Consider the following 24,035-nt stretch of genomic DNA (forward strand, 5'->3'; position numbering starts at 1 on the left):
CTCAGCCTGCGCCACCGGCGAGGCTCGCCAGGTAGCGGTCCAGCGTCTGCGCGAAGGTCGCGTCGTCGTTGAGGAACGCCAGGCCCACGCCGCCAGTGTACGGGTCGTCCACCACGTGGACCACCACCGCGTCACCCTGCAGGCGCTCGCCGTTGGGCAGCTTCACGTCCACGGTGACGACGCTGTCGGGCTGGGGCCGGTGCGCGGTGCGCACGAAGAGGCCGCCATTGGAGATGTTGAGGGCGTGCTCGCGCACGAAGTCCAGCTCGGTCCGGAACTCCATCTCCAGCTTCACCGCGAAGCGACGCCCACGCCGCTGCGGACCACCTTCCGGCCGGACCGGCACTTGATGTGACGCGCCGCTCGGTGAGGGAGCGGGGGCCTCCGCGGGAGGCGCGGCGGCCGGAGCCGGCGCGGAGGCGGGCGTCGCGCTGCCCCCGGGCCCCGAGGGACGCGCGTTCGTCACCGGAAGGGTGGACAGGTGTTGCTGGAGCGCACGGGCGGCGACGGCGCGCTCCTCGCCACGGTAGGTGGAGCCACCGCCGAAGGTCGACGCGCGGAAGGCGTCACGCTCCGCCTTGGGCAGGCGCCACAGCTCCACGAAGGTGCCGCCGCTGCGCTTCGCTTCTTCGGCGAGCCGCTCCACCGCGGCGCGGGGATAGCCGGGCGCCTCCACCTTCAATTCGATGCCTGCATCCTCCGGACGCAAAGCGACCACCAGCTGGAGCGACTGCGCGGAGGTGAGAACCTCGCCAATCCCTTCCACCCAGGCTGCCACGCGCTCCGGGGGAGCCGAGCCATTCCACAATGCCGCAAGGCCAAAGACGGGCACGGGCGGGACGATAACCGAGCGCCTCACACCCGCGAACCCTGTTTGCCAACAGTCTGGCCGCAATCCGGCCACGTCACTGCACTGGGATCATCCGGACCCCGACTCAGAGTTGCCCCAGGGGGAGCAGGCACTCGGAAAGTCGTCCATCGTTCTCTACAATGGAAGTCTCCTTCGACTCACCCCCCATCTCGAGTCGGAGTCATTGGAGTCAAAGACGATGCGCAACCCCCTGATGAAGTTCTTCACCTGCGCGTTGCTGGCAGCGTCGTTGCTGACTGGCTGCGGCGGTGGGGATGACCCCGAGCCGAATCCGCCCAACACCGACGCTGGCGTGGACGGCGGCACGGACAGCGGCACGGATGGTGGCTCGCAAGAGGAAGACGCGGGCGTGATTCCAGACCCGGACCCGGATCCGGGCCCGGTGCCCACCGATATCGACGACCCGGAGAACACGACGAAGGACTCCGACTGCGACGGCCTGACGGACGCGGAGGAGTTCGCCACCATCTACCCCGGTGGTCAGAAGACGGACCCCGGTCGGCGCGACACGGATGGCGACGGCATTCGCGACGGCGTGGAAGTGGGCCGCACGACGAGCCCCGACCCCGACTGCAACTTCCCCGGTGACCAGGACACGGCCACGCGCACCTCGCCGGTGCTGGCGGACACGGATGGCGACGGCATCCCGGACGGCCTGGAGGACCTCAACCGCAACGGCCGCAGGGACCCGGGCGAGACCGACCCGAACGCCATCGACTCGGATGGTGACGGCCTGGCGGACGGCGTGGAGGACGCCAACCGCAACGGTGTGGTGAGCCCCGGTGAGACGGACCCGCGCAGGCGCGACACGGACGGCGACGGCCTGGATGACGGCCTGGAGGTGCGCACCGGCACCGACCCGCTCGACCCGGACACGGACGGCGACACGTGCAGCGACGGTGAGGAGGACGTCAACCGCAACGGCATCGTGGACGGCAGCGAGACGGACCCGCGCGTGGCGGACTGCGCCGCTTCGATTCCGGACGCCGACTTCGACGGCATCCCGGACTCGGTGGAGACCGCGACGGGCACGGACCCGAACAACGCGGACACCGATGGCGACGGCATCCCCGATGGCGTCGAGGACAAGAACCAGAACGGGCGCGTGGACTCCGGTGAGACGGACCCGCGGCTGACGGACTCCGACTGTGACGGCCTGCAGGATGGCCCGGGCCGCAATGGCTTCCGCGGCGAGGACCCCAACGGCAACGGCCGCAGGGACCCGGGCGAGACGGACCCGACCAACCCGGACACCGACGGTGACGGCCTGGTGGACGGCCTGGAAGTGGGCGTGACGACGGCGCAGGCGCCCCGCCAGGACTGCGGCTACGTGGGCGATGCGGACCCCGCCACCACCACGAACCCGACGAACCCCGACAGCGACGGTGACGGCATCCAGGACGGCGCGGAGGACGCCAACCAGAACGGCCGCGTGGACGAGGGCGAGCTGAACCCGAACGACTCCAGCGACGGCGCGGCCAACACGCCGGCGGGACAGGCGTGCCGCACGTCCAACCTGCGCACCGTCACCTTCAAGGAGGAGAACGGCGCGGACCTCCGGCTGGCGCTGCCCTCCACCTTCACGGACGCCAACCTGCACACCATCCGCGATGGCAACGAGGCGGTGGGCATCATCGGCTGGGACGCGACCAAGCAGGTGACGCTGATTGCGTACAAGCGCGGCCGCGTGGGCTCGTCGTCCAACCCCACGAACGACGAGGCGGGCATCCGCGCGGCGTCGTTCAACTCCGCCACGCGTGACTTCCAGCAGACCTTCAACACCTGGGACGGTTACGCCGCGCTGTCGGCGCGCTATGGCATGTCGGGCAACACGGACCTGAAGACGTTCACCAACACGCTGACCCGCTCGCTGGTGCCCGGGAGCACGGGTGAGCTGTCCGGCACGGCCGGCATCAGCGGTCCGTTCACCATGCAGGCGCAGTATGTCCACCGCTCCGACGACAGCGTGGTGGTGGTGATGGCCATCACCCCCACGTCCCGCTACAACGAGGCGGGGAGCCTCTTCACCACGGCGGACACGGCGGGCGGCTCGGCGCTGGCGCAGTTCGGCGACACGGACGCGGTGCAGTGCGAGAAGTTCACCGTGCGGCAGGCGGTGGTGGACTTCATCTTCGTGGTGGACGACAGCGGCTCCATGGCCTCCTCGCAGCAGTCGCTGGCGAACGCGGCCTCGGCGGTGGCGGACAAGCTGGGTAACGCGACGCTGGACTGGCGCCTGGCGATGGTGACCACCACCTATACCCATGGCAGTGGGGCGAACTCGGGGGTGCTGCGTGGCTTCACGGACAACGTCAACCAGTTCCGTGCCTGGCTGTCTCAGGGCAGCACGTGCACGGACGGCCAGTGCTCCGGCATCACCATTCCTCCGGGGACCCAGCAGACGACGTGCTCCGCCAACACCCAGTGCTGGGTGGGGCAGAACGGCAACGGCACGGAGCGTCCGCTGGACGCCGCTCGCGCCGTCATCAACCTGCTGGCCTCGAGCGGTGGCTCGGCGGAGACGCGCTTCCGCGCGGGCGCCAAGGTCGTGGTCGTCATCCTGACGGACACGCGGGACCAGTCCAGCGGCACCATCGACACGTACACCCAGTACTTCCTGGGCACGGGCAATGAGTCGGGGACGAACCGCAACCCGCTGAACCAGCCCATCGACGTGCACGGCATCCTCTGCCCGCACGAGAACGCCACCAGCGACACCAGCACCTGGTGCCAGTACCAGGAAGACCCCCGCAACCCGCGGCACCTGGACATCATCCAGGCCACGGGCGGTGTGTACGGCAGCATCCGGGACTCCGCGTCCATCACCACCACCATCAACGGCATCATCGACAGCGTCATCGCGTCGGTGGGCTACCGGACGCAGAAGCCGCCCATCGGCGCCTCGCTGAAGGTGGCCATGGACGCGGTGGCGAACCCGTCGCAGTGCCCCACCCCGGGAGACCTGCCGCGCAGCCGCACCCACGGCTTCGACGTGGACGGCATCAGCCGCGCGGTGTCCTTCTTCGGTGGCTGCCGCCCGCAGACGCCGGGCACCACCCAGGCGGCGCTGTCCTACCGTTACTGGACGGACCGCACGTCCAACCCGGACGGCATCCCCGCTCCGTGCGAGGGCGACCGGTTCCACAACCCGGACGACCCGGACTTCTGTGACGGCAAGCTGGTGTGCAATCGCACCACGAACCAGTGCGAGTGCCCCTCGGACTGCGGCGGTGGCGGCGAGCCCGGGCAGATCTGCGACACGGACCCCGAGGTGTGCGCCTTCACCTGCGCGCCGGACTGCGGTGGCACGTGCGGCACCTACGAGACGTGCAACACGGACACCTGCTCGTGCTCGTGCGTCCAGACGGCCACCTGCGCGCCGGGCTTCACGTTCAGCCAGGACGCGTGCGGCTGCGTGTGTGACACGGCCGCGCTGAACTGCGGTGAGCGGTACCAGCCGGACGCCAACGCGTGCGCGTGCGTGTGCCAGCCGAACTGCGGCGGCTGCGGCCCGAACGCGACCTGCAACCAGAGCTACTGCGCCTGCGAGGGCATCATCGGCTGATGATGCGCAATGCGCCTCCGGCCTCCGTTGATGGAGGAGGCCGGAGGCAGCAGGGCTGAAGCCAGAACGCCCCGGGGCCCGAAGGCTCCGGGGCGTCTTCATTTCACGGCCATGTGCTCGCTAGGGCTTCGCGGGCTTCACCGCGGCGAGCCCCTCGGGCGCGGCCTGGATGCGCAGCACGGGGTAGACGCGGAGCTGGACGTCGCGGGCCGGGTGGCGCTCGTAGAAGAAGCGCAGGCGGGCCCGCGGGTCCTTGGCGAAGGCGGGGTCCTTCAGCTTCGCCTCCCACTCCGCCTTCACCGCGGCGTCCTTCGCCAGCAGCTCGCGCGCGAAGGGCTCCAGCACGTAGTCCTCGACGTACTCCTTCTGCTCGAAGTGGGCGTTGAAGAAGCCCCAGGACAGCAGTGAGTCCGGCCCCATGGGCTCCAGCAGGTGGGCCACCAGCTCCACGCCCTCCTGGGCCACCGGCACGTACAGCGTGCCCGCGGGCAGGGACTGCGTCTGAGGCTCCCACGTCCCCTTCACGCTGAGCGTCTGCCGGTTCTCCACGGACTGGGCGCTCCACTTCGAGTCGGTGGCGCGGAAGCGCTCCACCTGCGCGCTGGCCACGGGGCGGGTGAGGCGCTGCGAGCGCAGGCCGTGCGCGGCGAGCTTCGCCTCCACCCAGGCGGCGTGCGCGGGGGGCACCAGGTAGCCCCCGGCGGGCAGCGTGGCGGTGAGCGCGGGCTCGATCTCCTCGAAGTAGGGCACCTTCCAGACTTGGGGCTTCGAGTCGTCGTAGCGAATCCACGTCTGGCCGGACACGTCGGACGCGCCCCGCTCGTACGCGTAGCCCCGGAAGTCGATGGTCCGCTTCTGCCCCGTGTTCTTCCACGCGAGCACCACCTCGCGTGCCTTGCCGGCCGCGTCTTCCGCGTCCGCCGCCTTCACCGCCGCGCGCAGGGCGGCGCCGTCCCGCGCCACCAGCCGCAGCAGGCTCGCCACCACGTCCCGGGTGGCCTTCACGCGCTCCGCGTAGGGCTTCCAGGAGTGCGTCTCCACCAGCACGCCGAAGCGGCGGTTCGCGGCCCAGTAGGCATGGCTGAAGCGCGGTGGCGGCACGCCGTACGCGAAGCCGGAAGCAGGGTCATCGTCCTCGATGAAGGACGGGTAGAAGGCCACGGGCAGGTGCTTCTGGGACTCCAGCTCGGAGAAGAGCTCCTCGCGCAGCTTCACGCCCAGCGCGCGCAGTGGCGCCGGGCCGGACTTCTGCGGCTCGATGCCCACGGACACGTCGTGCTCGAACTTGGCGCCGTTGGTGGCGTGCAGGTCCGCGTAGACGAGCGGGTCCCAGGCGTGGAGGTACTTCAGCAGCGCCACCATCTCCGGGGCCTCGGCCTTGGCGTAGTCGCGGTTGAGGTTGAGGTTCTGCGCGGTGGCGCGCCAGCCCATCTCCACGGGGCCGTTCTGGTTGGGGCGGTTGTTGGGGCCGAAGCGCTCGTGGCCGTCCACGTTGAAGACGGGGACGAAGACGGCGGTGACGCGCTTGAGGACGCCGGGCTGCTCCTTTCCGGAGAGCAAGTCCCGCAGCAGCCAGAAGCCGGCGTCCTTGCCGTCAATCTCACCGGAGTGGATGCCGCCCTGGAAGAAGACGACGGGGCGCTGCTTCCGCGCCGCGGCGGCGGGGGTGAGGGTGCCATCCGCGCTGGCGACGAGCGCGAGCAGCGGGCGGCCCTCCGGTGAGGTGCCGAGCGTGTCGCAGCGGACCTTGCCGGGGAACGCCTTGGGGAAGGCGCGGCAGAGGGCTTCCACTTCCGGGTACCGGCCCGTGCGCGTCCACCCGCTCTGTTCGGAGACGGTGGTGAGCGACGACGGTGCCTGATGGAGCGTCAGGGCGAGGAGGGTGGGCAGGAGCATGCCCTTCCCACAACATAGCCCCCGGTGGGTTTCAACCGTGGCGCACGGTGCGTGTGCCACCCACCGGGAGCACCTCGACGCGCTCGCGCGCCAGGCCCCGGCGGGTCCACTCCGCGTCCAGGCGGCGGGGCGGCTCGTCGAGCGGCTCGTCGGTGAGCTTGAAGGTGCCCCAGTGCATGGCGAAGAAGCGCGCGGCGCCCAGGTCCTCGAAGGCCTGCACGGCTTCCTCGGGATTCATGTGCTGGCGGCGCATGAACCAGGCCGGGTCATACGCGCCAATGGGCAGCAGCGCGGCGTCGATGCCCGGGTAGCGCTGGCCAATCTCCTTGAAGCCCTCGAAGTACGCGGTGTCACCCGAGTGGAAGACGCGGGCGCTGGAGCCCTCGATGATGAAGCCGCCCCAGAGCATCTCGTTGACGTCGTTGAGGCCCCGGCGGCTCCAGTGCTGCGCGGGCACGAAGTGCACGGTGACGGGGCCCACCTTCGTGGACTGCCACCAGTCCAGCTCGGTGACGGACAGGTTCGAGCCCCGGAAGACGGGCAGGTGTCCCAGGCCGGTGACGATGGGCGCGCCGACCTTCTCCAGCGTGGGCAGGTCCAGGTGGTCGTAGTGGTTGTGCGAGACGAGGCTCGCGGTGATGGGCGGCAGCTTCTCCATGGGGACGCCGGGCGGGACGTTGCGGCGGATGACCCCACTGATGGTGTCGCGCAGCACCGGGTCGATGAGCAGCGACACGCCGTCGAGCTGGACGAGCCAGCTCGCGTGTCCCAGCCACGTCAGCCTGGCCCCCTCTCCGGCGGCGGGGGGCGTCGCGAGCAGCGCGAGGTCGGGCTCCACGCGGGGCACGTCGGCGCGGGCGGGCGCCTTGCGCCGCCGTCCGGCGAGCTTGTCGGCCACGGCCCACTTGAAGACGCTGCTGAACGGCTGCGGCCCGCTGCCATCGAGGTTCTTGAACCGCAAGGCCATGCACTCGCTCCTTCGCTCGGCGGGGCAGGAGGGGCCCCGCGTCCGGTGCCCCTGTCATGCTCGCCCCGCGCGTGGTGCGCAAGGAAGACGTGCGGCGCCAAGGCGTCAGAAGGCGGGCACCACCGCGCCGCCGTAGCTGGACTCGATGTGCCGGCGCACCTCCTCGGAGTGGAGCGCCTTCACCAGCGTCCGAACCTCGGGGCGGGCCTCGTCGCCCCGCCGCACGGCGAGCACATTGGCGTAGGGGTTCTGCTTCGCGGACTCGCGGGCCAGCACCTTCGCGTCCAGCCGGAGGTGCTTCTGGGCCTCCAGGAAGTAGTTGCCATTGATGACGGCGGCGGCCACGTCCTCCAGGGTGCGTGGCTGCTGCTCCGCATCAATCTCGCGCAGGTCGAGCTTGCGCGGGTTGACCACCACGTCCTTCACGCTGGCCGTGGCGCCGGCGTCCTCGCGCAGGCGCACCAGGCCCTGCGCCTCGAGCAGCCGGAGCGCCCGGGCCAGGTTGCTGGGGTCCGCGGGCAGCGTCACCTGTGCGCCCTCGGGCAGCTCGGCGAGCTGGCTGAACTTCGTGGAGTAGAGCGCCAGCGGCTCCAGGTGCACGGGCCCGGCGCTGGTCAGCGCGAGCTTCCGGTCCGCCGCGAAGCGCTCCAGGTAGGGCACGTGCTGGAAGTAGTTGGCGTCGAGCTGCCCATCCGCGAGCGCGACGTTCGGCTGGACGTAGTCGGTGAACTCCACCACCTCCACGCGCACGCCATCGCGCAGGGCCACGGCGGCGGCCGCGCGGAGAATCTCTCCATGGGGCACCGGGTTGACGCCGACCTTCAAGGTGCGGGCAGCGGAGCCGTCACCCGGGGCGGCCTCCTGCTTCTGGCAGGCGGCGAGCAGCACCGTCACCGAGAGCAGGAGCGGGGTGAGCAGGGAACGCGAGCGGGACTTCATGACAGGGGACTCCTGGAACGACTGAGGGAAGGGATGCGGGCGTCAGCGGGAGGACCGCGCGCCGGAGGGGTCGAAGCGCGCCGCCAGCGCGTCGCCGAGCCACTGGACGAGCTGCACCAGCACCAGCAGCACCACCAGGCAGCCGAGCATGACGTCGGTTCGGAAGCGCATGTAGCCGTACTTCACCGCGAGGTCGCCCAGGCCACCGCCGCCCACCGCGCCCGCCATGGCGCTGTAGCCCAGCAGGCTGATGACCACGAGCGCCGTGCCTCGCACGAGCGACGGCAGCGCCTCGGGGATGAGGACCTGGAGGATGACGCGGCGGTGGGTGGAGCCCATGGCGATGGCGGCCTCCACCAGCCCGGGCTCCACCTCTCGCAGGCTCTGCTCGACGACGCGGCCCATGAAGGGAATGGCCGCGACGACGAGGGGGACGATGGCGGCCGTGGTGCCGATGGTGGTGCCCACCAGCAGCCGCGTGAGCGGGACGATGGCCACCATGAGGATGATGAACGGGATGGAGCGGCCCACGTTGACGAGCGTGCCCAGCACCCGGTTCAGCGCGGGGCGCTCCCAGAGCCCGCCGCGGTCGGTGATGACCAACAGGATACCCAGTGGCAGCCCGGCGAGGACGACGAGCACCGCGGCCACGGAGGTCATGTAGAGCGTCTCGACGGTGGCCACGCCCAGCATGCGCGGGAGCTGGCTATCCATGGGCCACCTCCTCGTGCGGAACGCCCTGCTCGTGCAGGTACGCGAGCGCCCGGCTCACGGCGTCGGGCGCGCCCTGGAGCTCGACGAGGAGCCGGCCTACGCGGGTGCCGCCCACGCGCTCCAGCGTGCCCTCCAGCAGCAGGGCATCCACGTCGAAGGCACGGGCCAGGGTGCCGAGGATGGGGCGCGAGGCGTGCGCGCCCGCCAGCGACAGCGCGACGCGCCGGCCTCCCGGCGAGGACGCGGGAGCCGAGAGGGGCGGGAAGCACAGCCCGTGCAGCCGGCTTCCAGGACGGGCGAGCAGCTCCACCACCTTGCCCTGCTCCACCAGCCGTCCCCGCTCCAGCACCGCCACGGAGTCACAGATGGACTTCACCACCTCCATCTGGTGGGTGATGAGCAGCAGCGTCACGCCGAGCTGGCGGTTGATGTCGCGCAGCAGCTCCAGCACCGAGCGCGTCGTCTCCGGGTCCAGCGCGGAGGTCGCCTCGTCGGACAGCAGGACGCGGGGGCGGGGCGCCAGGGCTCGCGCGATGCCCACCCGCTGCTTCTGACCTCCGGAGAGCTGCGAGGGATAGGCCTTCGCCTTGTCGGACAGTCCGACGAGCGCCAGCAGCTCCTCCACGCGCTCGCGGATGTGCGCGCGTGGCCAGCCGGCCACCTCCAGCGGGTACGCGACGTTCGCCGCCACCGTCTTCGAGGCGAAGAGGTTGAAGTGCTGGAAAATCATTCCGATGCCCTGCCGCGCCCTGCGCAGCGCCTCGGGGCTCAGGGCCAGCAGGTCCTGGCCGTCGACGTGGACGCTGCCCTCGGTGGGGCGCTCCAGGAGGTTTGCGCACCGGATGAGCGTGGACTTGCCGGCGCCGCTTTGTCCCAGCACGCCGTGGATTTCGCCGGCTTCGACCCGGAACGACACGTTCCTCAGGGCCGCGACCTCCCGCCCGCCCGATGCGTAGACCTTGCTGACCCCGCGAAAGACAATCACGGCGTGGCGCTCCCGCTGGAGGTGGCTGTCGCGGCGCGAGGGGGCCGCTCATTCGTGTCCGGGGTACCGCGCATCGGCTGCTCCAGGGGCGCTGCGTTGGGAGGAAGAGAGGGGCCTCGCGCGAGGAGTGCGCGAGCGGCGGCCCGTGCCTGGACGAAGCAGGCGCCGGGCCGGACCGGAGGACGTCGATTCGTGTCGTGAGGGGATGCTCAGCGCGCGCGAACGGACGGACCCGTGGAGGCACGACAACACATGCCTCCGCGACAGGGTCCGAACATGGCGCAAACAACGAGCATTGGCGCAGACAGGTAATGGAGCTGACGCGGCCTGTCAACCCGACGTGCCTATGCCGCCGCGCGCAGGGCCTGCGCGAGCGCGCGCTCCAGGTCCTCTTGCAAGTCCTCCAGCTCCTCCAGCCCGACGGAGAAGCGGATGAGCCCGTCGGTGATGCCCCGGCGCTCCCGCTCCGGCGCGGGGACGGAGGCGTGGGAGTGCCGCGCCGGGACGGTGACGATGCTCTCCACCGCGCCCAGGGACACGCCCAGGAGCGGGAGCTGGAGTGCTTCCACGAAGGGCGCGGCCAGCGCGTCTTGCGTGAGCCTGAACGACACCACCGCGCCGGTGTCCGGGTAGAAGACCTGCCGCACCTCCGGCCGTCCGGCCAGCCACTTCGCCAGGCCCTTCGCGGTGCGCACCTGCCGCTCCAGGCGCACCTGCAGCGTCTTGATGCCCCGCTGGAGGAGGAAGCAGTCCTGTGGCCCCAGCACCGCGCCCACCGCGTTCTGGAGGAAGCCCAGCTCCTGGGCGAGCGCGGGCGTCTTCACCGCCACCGTTCCGGCGACGACGTCGCTGTGGCCGCCGAGGTACTTGGTGGCGGAGTGGATGACGATGTCCGCGCCCTCGGTCAGGGGGCGCGAGAGGCACGGGGACAGGAAGGTGTTGTCCACGATGAGCAGCGCCCCGTGGCCCTTTGCCAGCCGCGCCATGGCGGCGATGTCGGTGCGCTTGAGGAAGGGGTTGCTCACGCTCTCCACCAGCAGCGCCTTCGTGTTGGGGCGGAGCGCCGCGCGCACGGCGTCCGGGTCGCTGGTGTCCACGAAGGTGGCCTCCAGGCCGAAGCGGCTGAAGACGCGTGTGAGCACCCGGTAGGTGCCGCCGTAACAGTCGTCCGTGACGACGAGGTGGTCGCCCGCGCTGAAGAGCATCAGCACGCTGGACACGGCGGCCATGCCGGAGCCGAAGGCAAAGGCCGCGGCGCCTTCATCCAGCGCGGCGAGCACACCTTCGAGGGCCTTGCGCGTGGGGTTGCCGGAGCGCGCGTAGTCGAACTCGCCGGGCGTCTCCAGGCCCGGCTGGTCGAACATGGACACCTGGTAGATGGGGACGGCGGCGGCGCCCGTCGTGGGGTCCTGCTCATGCCCCGTGTGCAGCAGACGGGTCGCGAAGCGCGTGGGCCAGGTCGGCGATGATGTCATGGGAGTCCTCGATTCCTACGGAGAGCCGGAGCAGGCGGTCGGAGATGCCCAGCGCCTCCCGGCGCTCGGCGGGGATGTCGGCGTGGGTCTGCGTGGTGGGATAGGTGATGAGCGTCTCCACGCCGCCGAGCGACTCGGCGAAGAGACACAGCTGCACGGACGCGAGCACCTGGGGCACCAGGGACGCATGGGTGACGGTGAAGGACAGCATGCCGCCCACGCCGGGATAGAAGACGCGCTCCACGCCGGGATGGGCGCGCAGCCACGCGGCCACCTCGCGCGCGTTGGACTGGTGCCGCTCCATGCGCAGGTCCAGCGTCTTCAGACCGCGAATCACCAGGTAGGCGTCCTGTGGCCCCAGAATCGCGCCGATGCCGTTCTGGAGGGATGCGAGCTTCTCGCCCAGCGCCGCGTCTTTGGCCACCAGCGCGCCCGCGACGACGTCGTTGTGCCCGGCCAGGTACTTCGTGGCGCTGTGCACGACGAGGTCCGCGCCCAGCTCCAGCGGTCGCTGCAGCCACGGCGTGAGGAAGGTGTTGTCCACGATGAGCAGCGCCCCGGCCTTCCGGGCGATGTCCGCGAGCGCGGCGATGTCGGCCGTGCGCATCATCGGGTTGGTGGGCGTCTCCACGACGATGGCCCGCGTGTTGGGGCGCAGCGCGTCCCGCACGGCGCTGGGGCGCGAGGTGTCCACGAAGGTGCAGGGCACGTGGAGGATGCGGTCCACCAGCCGGTAGGTGCCGCCGTAGAGGTCCTCGGTGAGGAGGACGTGGTCCTCGGGGCCGAAGAGCTGGAGGGCACAGTGCAGCGCCGCCATGCCCGAGCTGAAGGCGAGCCCCCGGCTGCCGCCCTCCAGCCGCGCCAGCGCGTCCTCCAGCGCGGAGCGGGTGGGGTTGCGCGTGCGCGAGTAGTCATAGCCGGTGGACTGGCCGAGCGCGGGGTGCTGGTAGGTGGCGGATTGGTAGATGGGGACGGCGACCGCGCCGGTGGCCGGGTCGCGGCGCACGCCTGCGTGGACGAGAGCGGTGGCGAGTTTCATGGGAGCAGCCCTTTCGGTGACGCGCTCAGCGGCCCCGCAGCGTCTGTGAGATGCGGAGGATGTCGGCCAGCACGCCGGAAGCGGTGACGGCGCCGCCGGCGCCCGCGCCGCGCACCGTGAGCGGGAAGTCGCTGTGGCGGGTGGTGGTGAAGGACACGAAGGACTCGGAGCCCCGGAGGTCGGCCGCGGGGTGGCCCGCCTCGATGCCCACGGTGCCCACGCGGATGACGGGAGCGCCGGTGCCCGCCTTCGACGGGTCGATGCGGGCCAGGTAGCGCAGCACGGTGCCCGCCTGGCGGCAGCGGGCCACGCGCTCCGCGTAGGCCGTGTCATGCCCGGCGAGCTCCTGGAAGAACGCCTCCACGGACGTGCCCTCGCGCGTGGTGACGAAGGGCTCCAGCGCCACGTCGGACAACGAGAGCGGAAGGCCCAGCTCCCGGGCGAGGATGAGCGCCTTGCGCGCGACATCCGTGCCGCTCAGGTCCTCACGCGGGTCGGGCTCCGTGTAGCCGCGCTCGCGGGCCGCGCGGACGGCCCGGGACAGGGGCACGCCGGCCGTCAGCTCGTTGCAGATGAAGCCCAGGCTGCCGGACAGCGACGCGGTGATGAGGTGGACCGTGTCGCCGGTGCGCACGAGGTTCGCCAGTGTGTCGATGACGGGCAGGCTGGACGCCACCGTCGTCTCGTAGTGGTACGCGACGTGATTCCGCCGCGCGGTGGCCAGCAGCGCCTCGCGCGCCTCCCACGGGAGCGCCAGGGGCTTCTTGTTGGCCGCCACCACATGGATGCCGCGCTGGAACGCCTCGGTGTAGAGCGTCTCCAGCCCGCTGGCGGCGGTGCAGTCCACCAGGATGGGCACGGGCAGCCGGCGCAGCGCGTCCAGCAGGGGCACCAGGGTGCGCGTCTCCGGCGCCTCGGGCGTCGCGCTCGCGAGCTTCGCCTCCAGCCCGTCCAGTGACAGACCCGCCGCATCGAACAGCGCGCGCCGGCTGTCCGCGAGGCCGACCACGCGCAGCGCGATGCCGTGCCTGTCCCGGAGCAGCGCCTGCTGGGACCGCAGCTGCGCCAGGAGCTGGCCGCCCACCGTGCCCCGTCCCAGGACGAAGAGGCTCACCTGTTGATGGGCCAGGTTGAAGGCCGCGTGGGTGGTGCGCGCGGCGATGGCGGTGTCCGCCGCGTCGACGACGCACGACAGCGAGCGGGAGCTGGCCCCCTGGGCGCTGGCGCGCACGTTGACGCCCACCGCGCCCAGGGCGCTGAAGAAGCGCCCGGCCACGTTGACGCCGTGGCCCATGGCCTCTGCGACCAGCGTCAGCAGCGTCACCGGCTGGCGGACCTCCAGCGGCTCCACCTCGCGGCGCGATAGCTCCTGCTCCAGCTCCGATGCGAGCACGGCCCTCGCGCGCTCCGCGTCGGGACGGGGGACGACGACGGCCAGCGACTGGCCGTTGGCGGACTGCGCCGTCATCCACACGGTGATGCGCGCCACGCGCAGCGCGGCCAGCACCCGCTCCCCGAGCTGGAACTGGTCCGACAGCTTGCGGACCTCCACGCCCAGCAGCGCCAGGTCCTCGCGCGTCGCGATGCAGGTGGGGCGCTGGCCATCTCGCGAGCCGATGGCGTCGATGAGCGTGCCCGGGTGCTCCGGCTCCATGGTGTTGCGGATGCGCAGGGAGATGCCGGACTCGATGAGTGGAATCATCGTGCGCGGGTGCAGCATGCGCGCGCCCACGGCGGCCAGCTCCAGGCCCTCGCCATGGGTGAGGTGCGCCACGGGGTAGGCGTCCGCGACCAGGTCCGGGTCGGCCGTGTGCAGGCCGAGCACGTCCGTCCACACCGTGACCTCCGTCGCGCCCAGGCCCTGGGCCACCAGCGCCGCGGTGTAGTCGGAGCCATTGCGGCCCAGCGTGGTGGTGCGCCCGTCCGGCGTCGCGGCGATGAAGCCGGGGATGATGGGAACCTCGTGGCCCCACGACTCCGCCGCGGCCTGGAGCCGCTCCCGCGTGCGCGCGAGGTCCACGCGCGCCGCGCCGAAGCGGTCATCCGTCACCAGGAGCTGCCGCGCATCGCGGAAGGTGGCGGCCGTCCCGTGCGCCGTGAGCAGCTCCGCCAGGAGCGTCGCGGACACCAGCTCGCCGAAGGACAACACCCGGTCGCGCGTGGGCGCCGAGCACTCCCGCGTGAGGGAGATGCCCTGGAGCAACTGCCGGAGCGGGCTGAGGAGCCCGTCGACGCGCTCCGCCAGCGCGGTGGCCTGTGCGGGGGCGAGCGCCGCTGCATTGGCCTTCGCGAGGTCCGCGATGCGCGTGGCCACCGCGAGCGCGCCCTCCAGGTCACCCGCCGTGGCGAGGCTGGCTGCGTCCAGCAGCCAGTCGGTGGTGTCGCCCATGGCGGAGACGACCACCGCCAGCGGGCCTCGCCGCGCGTGGCTGCCAATCAGCTCGACGACCTGGCGGAGACGGGCGGGTGCGCCCACGGACGTGCCGCCGAACTTCATCACCTGCAACGGAGTGCTGCTCATCGGAGAACCTCGAACGGGCCAGATGGCCCTGCGTCGGAAGAGCGAGGTGGACACGGCTCCGCGCGCCGGGCACACGCCGGCCGGACGCGGCGCGCGAGCGCCCACGGCAAGAAGGAAGCGGGAAGGAAGGGGCGCCCTGGCGGACTAGTGCATGCCGCCAGGCCAGCGCATTCGATGCGCGGCGAGGACGTGGACGTGCGCGAGCAGCACGTGAGGAGCGGCAGCGGACGGTGCGGAGCAGGTGGATGGAACCACGGAGGCCCTCTCTCACCGAAGCGGGAGGAGTCCTCCGGCCTCGGACGCTTGGATTGCTCGGGGAGCCCCTGCTCCCCGAACCGCATCGTTTGGACACCTTGGAGGTCCGACTCCAGGTTGTCGGGCCACCGCGCGAGGCGGGACCGCTCTGGATGCTGCGGACGAAATAAACGTGGACCCCGGTGTCTGTCAATGCCTCACGCGGTTTCACGCACCACGGGGTGGCTTCCATTCACGTCAGGGTTTGATGGGAATGCCCGGTGGCCGGGGCCGCTGCCTGCGTCAACGCGTTGAAAACAGGTCCGTGGATGAGCAGATGACGGTTGAGAAAGGAGCCCCCTGTGACGGAGACCGAGGACCTCGGCGACGAGGGGGGCGTGCGCTGGTGGACAACCACCGCGCGAGGCCGGCATCACCGCGAACCACGCGGGCGTGCGGCTCCACCGGGCACGGCAGGCGTTGAGGAAGCAGCTGGAGCGAAGCTGCGGCCCTTGTGCCTCGCATGGATGCCCGGACTGCTCGTGCAAGCCTGCCCGCCGGACGGACGGGCCCTCTGTCTCCGAACCGCCCGGCGCCTGAAACCCCTTGCACCGGGACGATGCCCTTCGTTAACTCCCGGCCAGGTGCCGAGGGGCGCCTGCCCGAAAAGACGACGTCACCCTCGATTCTCCCGGCAGTTCGACAGTTCTCGGTGAGTTCCTTCCACGGCCCGCAAACGGGTGAGGGCCGACGCCAAGGGACTTGTCATGGGAACCGACGCCACCACCGCCGAGCCTGTCTCCCTCCAGGAATGCAAGGTCCGCGCGTCGCTCCTTCTCAAGGCGCTGGGCTCCTCCGACGCGTCACGGGCCGCCAGCGCGGCGGAGCGCCTGCGCGTGCTGCCCGGCTTCGCGGGCCTGCCGCTGGGCGAGGTGCTCGCGCGGAAGGAGACGGTGCGCCGCAAGCATGCGCTGGCCGTCATCGCACGTGAGCAGGGGCATGCCACCTGGGCGGCGTTGAAGGAGGCTCGCGAAGGCGCCGCCGGACCGCACCGGGTCGACTTCGAGCACCTGCTCGCTCGCGTCGGTGCTGCCCACCTCAATCGCTGGTTCACCTCGTACGCGGAGGCCGCTGCCTCGCTGCGGGCGCACGGCGGCTTTCTCTTTCCGTTCCGCGAGCAGTTCTTCGTCTGCGAGGCCAGCCTCCTCGAAGCGGTGGGCATGGACCCGGCGGACGAAGACTGGGCGCGCATGGGGCGCGACTGGGTGTCGCCGCTGGATGGCGACGCGAGGGAGCGGCTCGCCCGGAAGTTCGCCCGTCTCACCCCTTCACCTTCTTCCACCCCGAGGTCCTCCATGTCCGCCGATGAATCGTCCCAGGCTCCAGGCAGCCGCTCCCGCCGCTCCGACCTGAAGCGCTCCTACAGGGAGACGCCGCCGCCCATGGGCGTGTACGCCGTGCGCTGCCGCGCCAATGGCAAGGTGCTGGTGGGAGCGAGCGCCAACGTCCAGGGCATGCTCAACCGCATCCGCTTCGAGCTGACCACGGGCATGGACCGGATCCCCGCGCTGCTGGAGGACTGGAACCGCTACGGCGCGGACCAGTTCACCTTCGAGGTGCTCGACGTCCTCAAGCCTTCCGAGGAGCCCGGCGCGGACCCGAAGGAAGACCTGAAGGTGCTGGAGGCGCTCTGGCTGGACCGGCTCAAGCCCTTTGGCGAGGCGGGCTACAACGTGCAAGGCGGCTGAGGCGGGCCGCTGGCTGACCTTCACGGCGCAACGACCTGGGGCTGTGGCAACTTGCCACGTTCTCGGCCCGGCGGGATTGCGTTACGCGGAGACTCCATTTCACGGGAGTCCACATGGTGTCCGCTCGTCGTTGTGCCGTCCGCTCGCTTCCCTTCGTGATGCTTGGCGCCCTGGGCTGTGGTGACGAACCCCGCCTGGAGGTGGCCATCCCCTTCGAGGCTCGCATCGGCAGCGAGCCCTACGCGTGTGGCCGTACCTACACCGGGGTGGGGACAACGGGGACGACGTACGAGCCCATGGACTTTCGCGTGTACGTCCATGACGTCCGGCTCGTCACGGCGGACGGGGACGAGGTGGCGCTGGACCTGACGGAGGATGAGCGGTGGCAGAGCCAGGGGACGGCGCTGCTCGACTTCGCGGACAAGTCAGGCCAGTGCACCCAGGGGACGGACGCGACGAACCTGCGTATCATCGGCACGGCACCGGAGGGCGAGTACGCAGGCCTGCGCTTCAAGCTGGGCGTGCCGGAGACGCTCAATCACCTCGACGTGTCCACGGCGCCGGCGCCCTTGAATGACACGAGCCTCTACTGGAGCTGGCGCTCCGGCTATCTGTTCACGCGCATCGAGGGCCGGACGACAGGGTTGTCCGAAGGACACGTCATGCACCTGGGGAGCACGGACTGTGCGCCGCCACCCGAGGGCCAGACACAGGGCACCGCGGGGTGTACGTTCGGCAACCGTCCGGAGGTGGCGCTGGACACGTTCAACCTGGCGTCTGGCAAGGTGGTGCTGGATTTGGGGGCGCTCTTCGCGGGCTCGAACCTGGATGTGAACGCGGAGGTGCCCAACACCTCCGTGGGATGCATGTCGCAGCAGACGGACCCGGACTGTGCGCCCCTGTTCAGCCGGATGGGGCTGACGCACCGGAGCCAGGAGGGGGCTCCGGGGCCCCAGTCGTTCATCAAGGCGGAGTAGGAGGGGGACGTCATGGTGTGGCGCGTGGGAAGACGAGCCGGGGTGCTGGCGGTGCTGGCCGGGTTGATCGCGGGATGTGGTGACAAGGCGGGCGAGACGGAGACCTACGCGTGGAAGCTGCCCGCGGGGTTTCCCACGCCGAAGGTGCCCGCGGACAACCCGATGACGGAGGAGAAGGTGCAGTTGGGGCGGAAGCTCTTCTTCGACGTGCGTCTGTCCCGGAACGAGACGCAGTCCTGCGCGTCCTGCCATGACCCGGCGCGAGCCTTCACCGAGCCGCTGAGGACGTCGCAGGGCAGCACGGGCGAAACGCACCGCCGCAACTCCCAGGGGCTGGCCAATGTGGCCTATGCCACGAGCCTCACCTGGGCGAATCCCTCGCTCACGACCTTGGAGGCGCAGGCGTTGGTGCCCTTGTTCGGCAAGGAGCCGGTGGAGCTGGGCTTCGGCGACAGGGAAGAGGAGTTGCTCGGTCGGCTGCGCGCGGTCCCAGGCCTGGAGGCGGAGTTCCAGCGCGCGTTTCCGGACGCCGTGGAGCCGGTGTCCGTGGCCACGCTCACCCGGGCGCTGGCGTCGTTCCAGCGGACGCTCATCTCTGGCAACTCCGCGTACGACCGCTATGTGTATGGCAATGACGTGGAGGCCATGACGCGGCAGCAGAAGCGGGGCATGGAGCTGTTCTTCTCGGAGCGGCTGGAGTGCGACCACTGCCACTCTGGCTTCAACTTCCAGGACGCCACCGTGCACGAGGCGACGTCCGAGCCCATCCTGCCCTTCCACAACACGGGCCTGTACAACGAGGACGGCCAGGGGGCGTACCCGGCCAAGGACCCCGGCCTCATCGAGCTGACGGGCCGGCCCGAGGACATGGGGCGCTTCCGCGCGCCATCACTGCGCAACGTGGCTGTCACCGGGCCGTACATGCATGACGGCAGCCTGGCCACGCTGTCGGACGTGCTGGACCACTACGCGGCGGGAGGACACGCGCGGCGCCGGAATGGCGGCGAGGCCAGCCCACTGCAGAGCGGCTTCGTGCGGGGCTTCACCCTGACGGCGCAGGAGAAGGAGGACGTGCTGGCGTTCCTCGAGGCGCTCACCGACACGGAGTTCCTGACGGACCCGCGCTTCTCGGATCCGTCCAGCACGCCGTGACACCAGGAGAGATGGGACGCAGCAATCCCATCTCTCCTGCTGTCCGGAGATGCCAATATCAGAGATGTGCTGGTGTGAGGGGTGTGTGTCTATTCTGTGCTGCAGGATTCGACGCTCAAACCCTCATGCCTTCAAAGTCTCCAGGGACAGCTGGCATTGGATGCCAGACGCCGAAGATGCGCTGCACTCAGAGGCCGACGTGAGTGCACGCCCCACCGCAGAAGGACACGCACTCGGCGCGGACGAAGTTGGCGGTCTCCTCGGGACCGCCAGCGCACGCAGGCGACCAGAAGTAGAAATAGGTGTCAGGATAGGCCGGGCAGTAATAGTAGCCAGCCGGACCGGGGCAGGACAGAGCGGCGGTGTTCTCGCCAGTGGCGGGAGTTTCTGACGGATCAGCCTGCTCGGGACCACAGGCAGTCAGTCCGGTCATGGTCGAGAATGCCAGTATCAGCGAAATGGCGATGCGCTTCATGGCTTTGGATGTCCTTTTAGACCAGAGGTCTTTTCTAGGGCCCGCTGCATTGCAGGTTTGTTCTGTCTATTTGATCTTGGCGGCGAGATGCTAGTCAATTCTGTGTGAGTGCAAAGTTTGTTGGAGTTCTTTGTGTTTTGGTGGGGTGGTGGTGTTGATGTTTGGTGTTTGTGTATTTTGATGGCGAGGCCAGTCCGCTCCAGCGGGCTTCACCCTGACGGTGCGGGAGAGGGAAGACGTGCTGGCGTTCCTCGAGGCGCTCACCGGCACGGAGTTCCTGACGGACCCGCGCTTCTCGGACCCCGGAGGACCTTGAGCTCCGGGCGCATGAGTGTGGCGTGCGTCGTGGGCGCCAGCCGCCTTCGGCTCAGGTGCCCGCGGCGGGCTCCGCCTCCACCGCCTGGACGCGACGCTGCTCGTTGTAGACGGACAGCCGCAGCGTCAGCACATACGTGACGCAGCAGGCGAGGACGGCGGGCGGCCCGTACGCGGAGCCGAACACCTCCAGCACCAGGGCAATGGCTGCCAGCGGCACGCCGACCACCGCCACCAGCGCGGAGGCAATGCCCACCACCACGAACACCGTCACGTCCGCGGGCCCCATGCCCGTCACCGTGGCGAGTAGCTGCGCCGTGGCGGCGCCGGACACGCCGCCCAGCACCATGCTGGGGATGAGCATGCCCGCCGAGCCACCCGACTGCACCGTGAAGCCCGTGGTCAGCAGCTTCCCGCCCACGATGAGCAGCAGGAACCACCACATGGCCAGCGGCCCCGGCGTGTCCGAGAGCAGCTGGGCAATGGTGTACTCGCCCATGCCCAGCACGTGCCGGAAGTCCATGCCCACGCCGTAGTAGAGGCCTCCGGCCACCAGCACGGTGCACAGCGCGCCCATGGCGCCGCGCAGCACCGGGCTGACGCGCTCCACCACCTGGCGCGTGTGCTTCATCGTCAGGCCGAACAGCAGCGCGATGGGCGCGGACACCGCGACCGCCACCAGTGCGGTGAGCCCGTACTCCGCCAGCGTGTACGTGTGCGGGTGAGGCGGCGCCACGAAGATGGGGCGGAAGCCGAGGAAGCGGTTGTTGAGCGCGTAGGTGATGATGGCCGCCAGCAGGCAGTACGCCAGCTTCCGGTAGACGATGCGGTTGCCGTAGACGACCTCGAGCGCGAAGAGGGCCGCGGCGAAGGGCGCGTTGAGCAGCGTGCCCACCGCCGCGGCGATGCCCGCGAGCTGACAGGTGCGCAGCGTGTGCTCGGAGCGGGCGCGGGTGAGGCGGGCCACGCCCGCGCCCAGGGACTCGCCCACCAGCACCACCGGGCCTTCCAGCCCGCCCGATGCCCCCGTGCCCAGCGTCAGCAGCGTCGCCACCGCCTTGCGGAGCGCCAGCCGGATGGCGGGCAGCGAGTAGCGCGGGCGTGGGTCGTCCGCCGGGTCCTCGTAGGTGATGTGATAGTTGTGCAGCGCGACATTCACCCCATCCGACGCCACGTCGCTCCAGCCGGGCCGGCGGTTGAGCAACCCGCGCAGCAGCCCGCCCAGCAGCAGCACGGCCGCGAGCGCCAGCGGCGCCCACCAGAAGCTCCGCTCCGAGGCGAAGGCGAGCAGCGTGTCGCTGGTGGCGTGGACGCCATAGCGCAGGGCCGAGCACACGCCCCAGATGAGCATCGAAGCCAGCACCACCCGGCCCACCGTGCGGAGCACCGTGTCCCACGAGTCGTGAAGGGCTCGCTGCTCCTCATCCAGGGGTTCGCGACGACCGGCCATGGGGCGGAAGGCTACGTTGTTTGTGTTCAAAGTAAATGCCCGTGGGCACAGGAGGACTTACCTCTGGAGGGACCCCCTGTAAGAGCCGGCCGGGTGCTTCGTTGGCCTGGGCGAAAGGAGCCTCGAAGCGTCATGTCCCAACCCGACTCGCACCCCCACGCCTCATCTCATCGGGCGCCTCCTCCCTCGCCCGCCGGGGAGGCGCCCGCCATCGACCCCGTCTGCGGAATGAAGGTCGACCCGCGCGCCCCGAAGGGGGGCTACCTGGAGCACGCCGGGCACACGTATTTCTTCTGCAACCCGAAGTGCCGGGAGCGCTTCCGCGAGAACCCGGAGCGCTACCTCTCGCCACCGGAAGCCGCGCCAGAGCCCGTGCCCGGTGCGATGTACGTCTGCCCCATGGACCCGGAGGTCCGGCAGCCGCATCCCGGCGCCTGCCCGAAGTGCGGCATGGCGCTGGAGCCCGAGGCGCCGCCTGTCCCCGTGGCCCGCGTGGAGTACGTGTGCCCCATGCACCCGGAGGTGGTGAAGGACGGCCCTGGGAGCTGCCCCATTTGCGGCATGGCCCTGGAGCCGCGCACCGTGCTGCCCGAGGCGGCGCCGGACCCGGAGCTCCAGTCCATGCGGCTGCGCTTCCGCGTGGGGCTGGCGCTCACCGTGCCGCTGCTCGTGCTGGCCATGTCGGACATGATTCCGGGCCAGCCGGTGCAGCACGCGGTGTCCGCGAGCGTGCTGGCCTGGGTGCAGCTCGTGCTGGCCACGCCGGTGGTGCTGTGGGCGGGCGCGCCCTTCTTCCAGCGCGGCTGGGCCTCGGTGCGCAACCGGCACCTGAACATGTTCACCCTCATCGCGCTGGGTACGGGCGCCGCCTATCTGTTCAGTGTCTTCGCCACGTTGCTGCCGCAAGCCCTGCCGCAAGGACTGCGCACGGGACATGGGGGCTCCGCGCCCCTCTACTTCGAGGCCGCCGCCGTCATCGTCACCCTGGTGGCGCTGGGGCAGGTCCTGGAGCTGCGCGCCCGACACGCAACGTCCGGCGCGCTGCGTGCGCTGCTGAGCCTCGCACCCGCGGTGGCCCGGCGCATCGGGGCGGACGGACATGAGGCGGACGTGCCGCTCGCGCAGGTGCAGCCCGGCGACATGCTGCGCGTGCGCCCGGGGGAGAAGGTGCCCGTGGACGGCGTGGTGCTCCAGGGCACCAGCGCGGTGGACGAGTCCATGGTGACGGGGGAGTCGCTCCCGGTGGAGAAGGGCCCGGACGCGCAGGTGACGGGCGGCACGGTGAACGGGACGGGCTCGCTGGTGATGCGCGCCGAGCGGGTGGGACAGGACACGCTGCTGTCGCGAATCGTCCAGCGGGTGAGCGAGGCGCAGCGCACGCGGGCACCCATTCAGCGGCTCGCGGACAAGGTGGCGGCCGTCTTCGTGCCGGTGGTCATCGCGGTGGCGGTGGTGACGGCGGTGGTGTGGGGCGTATGGGGGCCCGAGCCCCGGCTGGCGCACGCGGTGGTGAACGCGGTGGCGGTGCTCATCATCGCCTGCCCCTGCGCGCTGGGCCTGGCCACACCCATGTCCGTCATGGTGGGCACGGGGCGAGGCGCCCAGGCGGGCGTCCTCATCCGCGACGCGGCGGCATTGGAGCGACTGGAAGCGGTGGACACGCTCGTGGTGGACAAGACGGGCACGCTCACCGAGGGCAAGCCGCGCCTGGTGACGGTGATTCCCGCGCCGGGCTTCGATGAGACGCGGCTGCTGCACCGGGCCGCGAGCCTGGAGCGCGGCAGCGAGCACCCGCTGGCGGCCGCCATCGTCGCCGGCGCGAAGGAGCGAGGCGTGTCGTTGTCGCCGGTGGAGGACTTCCGCTCGCTCACGGGGAGGGGAGTCATGGGCCGGGTGGAGGGCGCCCGGGTGGCGCTGGGCAACGCGGCGCTGATGGAGGCGCTCCCCGTCGAGGCGGGGGAATTGGCCGCCCGCGCCGAGGCGCTGCGCGCCGAAGGCCAGACGGTGGTGCTCGTGGCCGTGGAGGGCCAGGTGGCGGGCGTGCTCGGCGTGGCGGACCCGGTGAAGGCGTCCACGCCCGAGGCCCTGGCGCTGCTGCGCGAGGAGGGGCTCCGCGTGGTGATGCTCACGGGGGACAGCCAGACGACGGCCGAGGCGGTAGCGCGGCGGCTGGGCATCACCGAGGTCATCGCCGGCGTGCAGCCCGAGGCGAAGGGTGACGTCGTCCGGCGGCTCCAGAAGGAGGGCCGCGTGGTGGCGATGGCGGGTGACGGTGTCAACGACGCGCCCGCGCTGGCGCAGGCGGACGTGGGCATCGCCATGGGCACCGGCACGGACATCGCCATGGAGAGCGCGGCGGTGACGCTGGTGAAGGGCGACCTGCGCGCCATCGCCCGGGCCCGGCGTTTGAGCCAGGGCACGCTGCGCAACATCCGGCAGAACCTCTTCTTCGCCTTCATCTACAACGTCGTGGGCGTGCCGGTGGCAGCGGGCGTGCTGTACCCCGTCTTCGGCCTGCTCCTGAGCCCCATCTTCGCCAGCGCCGCCATGAGCCTGTCGTCGGTGTCCGTCATCGGCAATGCGCTGCGGCTGCGGCAATTGACGCTGTAGCCCCGGGCGCCAAGGGAGGCTTCCAGCCCCGGGCCTCCTTCCTCGGGCCGAGGGCAGGCGGCCCGCCCCGGCCCACGGGAGCGGCTGCGAGGGATGCCCACC

At 70.8% G+C, this 24,035-nt stretch carries 16 protein-coding genes, 1 pseudogene and 1 riboswitch; of the genes and pseudogenes, 6 read left to right on the forward strand and 11 right to left on the reverse strand.

Features of this window, described 5'->3' with window-relative positions; all coding sequences use genetic code 11:
- Window position 1: 1 nt before the first annotated feature.
- Window positions 2-832, reverse strand: a complete 831-nt coding sequence (locus VZL07_RS19175) for a TIGR02266 family protein (protein ID WP_426757329.1) — start codon at window positions 830-832, stop codon at window positions 2-4.
- Between the two features lie 217 nt (window positions 833-1,049).
- On the opposite strand from VZL07_RS19175, the gene cglD reads away from it, so the two are divergent.
- Window positions 1,050-4,436: an adventurous gliding motility lipoprotein CglD gene (gene cglD / locus VZL07_RS19180; RefSeq protein WP_426757037.1), complete on the forward strand. Its 3,387-nt coding sequence runs from the start codon at window positions 1,050-1,052 to the stop codon at window positions 4,434-4,436.
- Window positions 4,437-4,556: 120 nt separating this feature from the next.
- Here the strand turns inward: cglD and VZL07_RS19185 are convergent, their stop codons facing one another.
- From VZL07_RS19185 to thrA, 8 genes are all read right to left on the reverse strand, one after another.
- Window positions 4,557-6,332 carry a M14 family metallopeptidase gene (locus VZL07_RS19185; RefSeq protein ID WP_426757038.1) on the reverse strand — a complete coding sequence of 592 codons (1,776 nt, stop codon included), beginning with the start codon at window positions 6,330-6,332 and terminating at the stop codon, window positions 4,557-4,559.
- Window positions 6,333-6,363: 31 nt separating this feature from the next.
- The gene (locus VZL07_RS19190; RefSeq protein WP_426757039.1) at window positions 6,364-7,299 is read right to left on the reverse strand and encodes an MBL fold metallo-hydrolase; all 936 of its coding nucleotides are present in this window, start codon (window positions 7,297-7,299) and stop codon (window positions 6,364-6,366) included.
- Between the two features lie 105 nt (window positions 7,300-7,404).
- Window positions 7,405-8,238 carry a MetQ/NlpA family ABC transporter substrate-binding protein gene (locus tag VZL07_RS19195; RefSeq protein WP_426757040.1) on the reverse strand — a complete coding sequence of 278 codons (834 nt, stop codon included), beginning with the start codon at window positions 8,236-8,238 and terminating at the stop codon, window positions 7,405-7,407.
- 42 nt (window positions 8,239-8,280) lie between these two features.
- A complete protein-coding gene (locus tag VZL07_RS19200; protein WP_426757041.1) occupies window positions 8,281-8,952 on the reverse strand; it encodes a methionine ABC transporter permease in 672 nt (223 codons plus the stop codon).
- Window positions 8,945-9,937 (reverse strand): methionine ABC transporter ATP-binding protein, encoded by a 993-nt coding sequence (locus VZL07_RS19205; RefSeq protein ID WP_426757043.1) that lies wholly within the window; start codon window positions 9,935-9,937, stop codon window positions 8,945-8,947. Before VZL07_RS19205 ends, VZL07_RS19200 begins: the two co-directional genes overlap by 8 nt.
- Window positions 9,938-10,281: 344 nt before the next feature.
- Window positions 10,282-11,412, reverse strand: coding sequence for a trans-sulfuration enzyme family protein (locus VZL07_RS19210; protein ID WP_426757044.1), 1,131 nt, complete (start codon window positions 11,410-11,412; stop codon window positions 10,282-10,284).
- The gene (locus tag VZL07_RS19215) at window positions 11,351-12,451 is read right to left on the reverse strand and encodes a PLP-dependent transferase (RefSeq protein WP_426757045.1); all 1,101 of its coding nucleotides are present in this window, start codon (window positions 12,449-12,451) and stop codon (window positions 11,351-11,353) included. Before VZL07_RS19215 ends, VZL07_RS19210 begins: the two co-directional genes overlap by 62 nt.
- A 25-nt stretch (window positions 12,452-12,476) precedes the next feature.
- Entirely contained in the window at window positions 12,477-14,972 is a 2,496-nt protein-coding gene (thrA, locus tag VZL07_RS19220) for a bifunctional aspartate kinase/homoserine dehydrogenase I (RefSeq protein WP_426757046.1), read from the reverse strand.
- A 294-nt stretch (window positions 14,973-15,266) separates the two neighbouring features.
- Window positions 15,267-15,388, reverse strand: a riboswitch (SAM-I-IV-variant riboswitch).
- A gap of 238 nt (window positions 15,389-15,626) precedes the next feature.
- Here thrA and VZL07_RS19225 point away from each other — a divergent pair.
- The 4 genes and pseudogenes from VZL07_RS19225 to VZL07_RS19240 all read left to right on the forward strand — a co-directional run.
- A pseudogene (locus tag VZL07_RS19225) lies at window positions 15,627-15,806 on the forward strand (RNA polymerase sigma factor); the annotation flags it as partial.
- A 167-nt stretch (window positions 15,807-15,973) separates the two neighbouring features.
- On the forward strand, window positions 15,974-16,954 hold the full coding sequence (locus VZL07_RS19230; RefSeq protein ID WP_426757047.1) for a GIY-YIG nuclease family protein: 981 nt from the start codon (window positions 15,974-15,976) through the stop codon (window positions 16,952-16,954).
- A gap of 113 nt (window positions 16,955-17,067) precedes the next feature.
- Window positions 17,068-17,931, forward strand: coding sequence for an MbnP family copper-binding protein (locus VZL07_RS19235; RefSeq protein WP_426757048.1), 864 nt, complete (start codon window positions 17,068-17,070; stop codon window positions 17,929-17,931).
- A 12-nt stretch (window positions 17,932-17,943) separates the two neighbouring features.
- On the forward strand, window positions 17,944-19,083 hold the full coding sequence (locus VZL07_RS19240; RefSeq protein ID WP_426757050.1) for an MbnH family di-heme enzyme: 1,140 nt from the start codon (window positions 17,944-17,946) through the stop codon (window positions 19,081-19,083).
- A gap of 187 nt (window positions 19,084-19,270) precedes the next feature.
- Here the strand turns inward: VZL07_RS19240 and VZL07_RS19245 are convergent, their stop codons facing one another.
- On the reverse strand, window positions 19,271-19,558 hold the full coding sequence (locus VZL07_RS19245; RefSeq protein WP_426757051.1) for a hypothetical protein: 288 nt from the start codon (window positions 19,556-19,558) through the stop codon (window positions 19,271-19,273).
- A 367-nt stretch (window positions 19,559-19,925) separates the two neighbouring features.
- A complete protein-coding gene (locus VZL07_RS19250) occupies window positions 19,926-21,323 on the reverse strand; it encodes a chloride channel protein (RefSeq protein WP_426757052.1) in 1,398 nt (465 codons plus the stop codon).
- Between the two features lie 132 nt (window positions 21,324-21,455).
- On the opposite strand from VZL07_RS19250, the gene VZL07_RS19255 reads away from it, so the two are divergent.
- Window positions 21,456-23,933, forward strand: coding sequence for a heavy metal translocating P-type ATPase (locus VZL07_RS19255; protein ID WP_426757053.1), 2,478 nt, complete (start codon window positions 21,456-21,458; stop codon window positions 23,931-23,933).
- Window positions 23,934-24,035: the final 102 nt, after the last annotated feature.

Origin of the sequence: Pseudomyxococcus flavus (assembly GCF_050038885.1) — a bacterium.
GTDB classification, from domain to species: Bacteria; Myxococcota; Myxococcia; order Myxococcales; family Myxococcaceae; genus Myxococcus; species Myxococcus flavus.

What these genes read in the sequence shown, in the direction of transcription:
- cglD (WP_426757037.1), top strand. Translation starts at nt 1,050, where the DNA reads ATGCGCAACCCCCTGATGAAGTTCTTCACCTGCGCGTTGCTGGCAGCG.
- VZL07_RS19185 (WP_426757038.1), bottom strand. Translation starts at nt 6,332, where the DNA reads ATGCTCCTGCCCACCCTCCTCGCCCTGACGCTCCATCAGGCACCGTCG.
- VZL07_RS19190 (WP_426757039.1), bottom strand. Translation starts at nt 7,299, where the DNA reads ATGGCCTTGCGGTTCAAGAACCTCGATGGCAGCGGGCCGCAGCCGTTC.
- VZL07_RS19195 (WP_426757040.1), bottom strand. Translation starts at nt 8,238, where the DNA reads ATGAAGTCCCGCTCGCGTTCCCTGCTCACCCCGCTCCTGCTCTCGGTG.
- VZL07_RS19200 (WP_426757041.1), bottom strand. Translation starts at nt 8,952, where the DNA reads ATGGATAGCCAGCTCCCGCGCATGCTGGGCGTGGCCACCGTCGAGACG.
- VZL07_RS19210 (WP_426757044.1), bottom strand. Translation starts at nt 11,412, where the DNA reads ATGACATCATCGCCGACCTGGCCCACGCGCTTCGCGACCCGTCTGCTG.
- VZL07_RS19215 (WP_426757045.1), bottom strand. Translation starts at nt 12,451, where the DNA reads ATGAAACTCGCCACCGCTCTCGTCCACGCAGGCGTGCGCCGCGACCCG.
- thrA (WP_426757046.1), bottom strand. Translation starts at nt 14,972, where the DNA reads ATGAGCAGCACTCCGTTGCAGGTGATGAAGTTCGGCGGCACGTCCGTG.
- VZL07_RS19230 (WP_426757047.1), top strand. Translation starts at nt 15,974, where the DNA reads ATGGGAACCGACGCCACCACCGCCGAGCCTGTCTCCCTCCAGGAATGC.
- VZL07_RS19235 (WP_426757048.1), top strand. Translation starts at nt 17,068, where the DNA reads ATGGTGTCCGCTCGTCGTTGTGCCGTCCGCTCGCTTCCCTTCGTGATG.
- VZL07_RS19240 (WP_426757050.1), top strand. Translation starts at nt 17,944, where the DNA reads ATGGTGTGGCGCGTGGGAAGACGAGCCGGGGTGCTGGCGGTGCTGGCC.
- VZL07_RS19245 (WP_426757051.1), bottom strand. Translation starts at nt 19,558, where the DNA reads ATGAAGCGCATCGCCATTTCGCTGATACTGGCATTCTCGACCATGACC.
- VZL07_RS19250 (WP_426757052.1), bottom strand. Translation starts at nt 21,323, where the DNA reads ATGGCCGGTCGTCGCGAACCCCTGGATGAGGAGCAGCGAGCCCTTCAC.
- VZL07_RS19255 (WP_426757053.1), top strand. Translation starts at nt 21,456, where the DNA reads ATGTCCCAACCCGACTCGCACCCCCACGCCTCATCTCATCGGGCGCCT.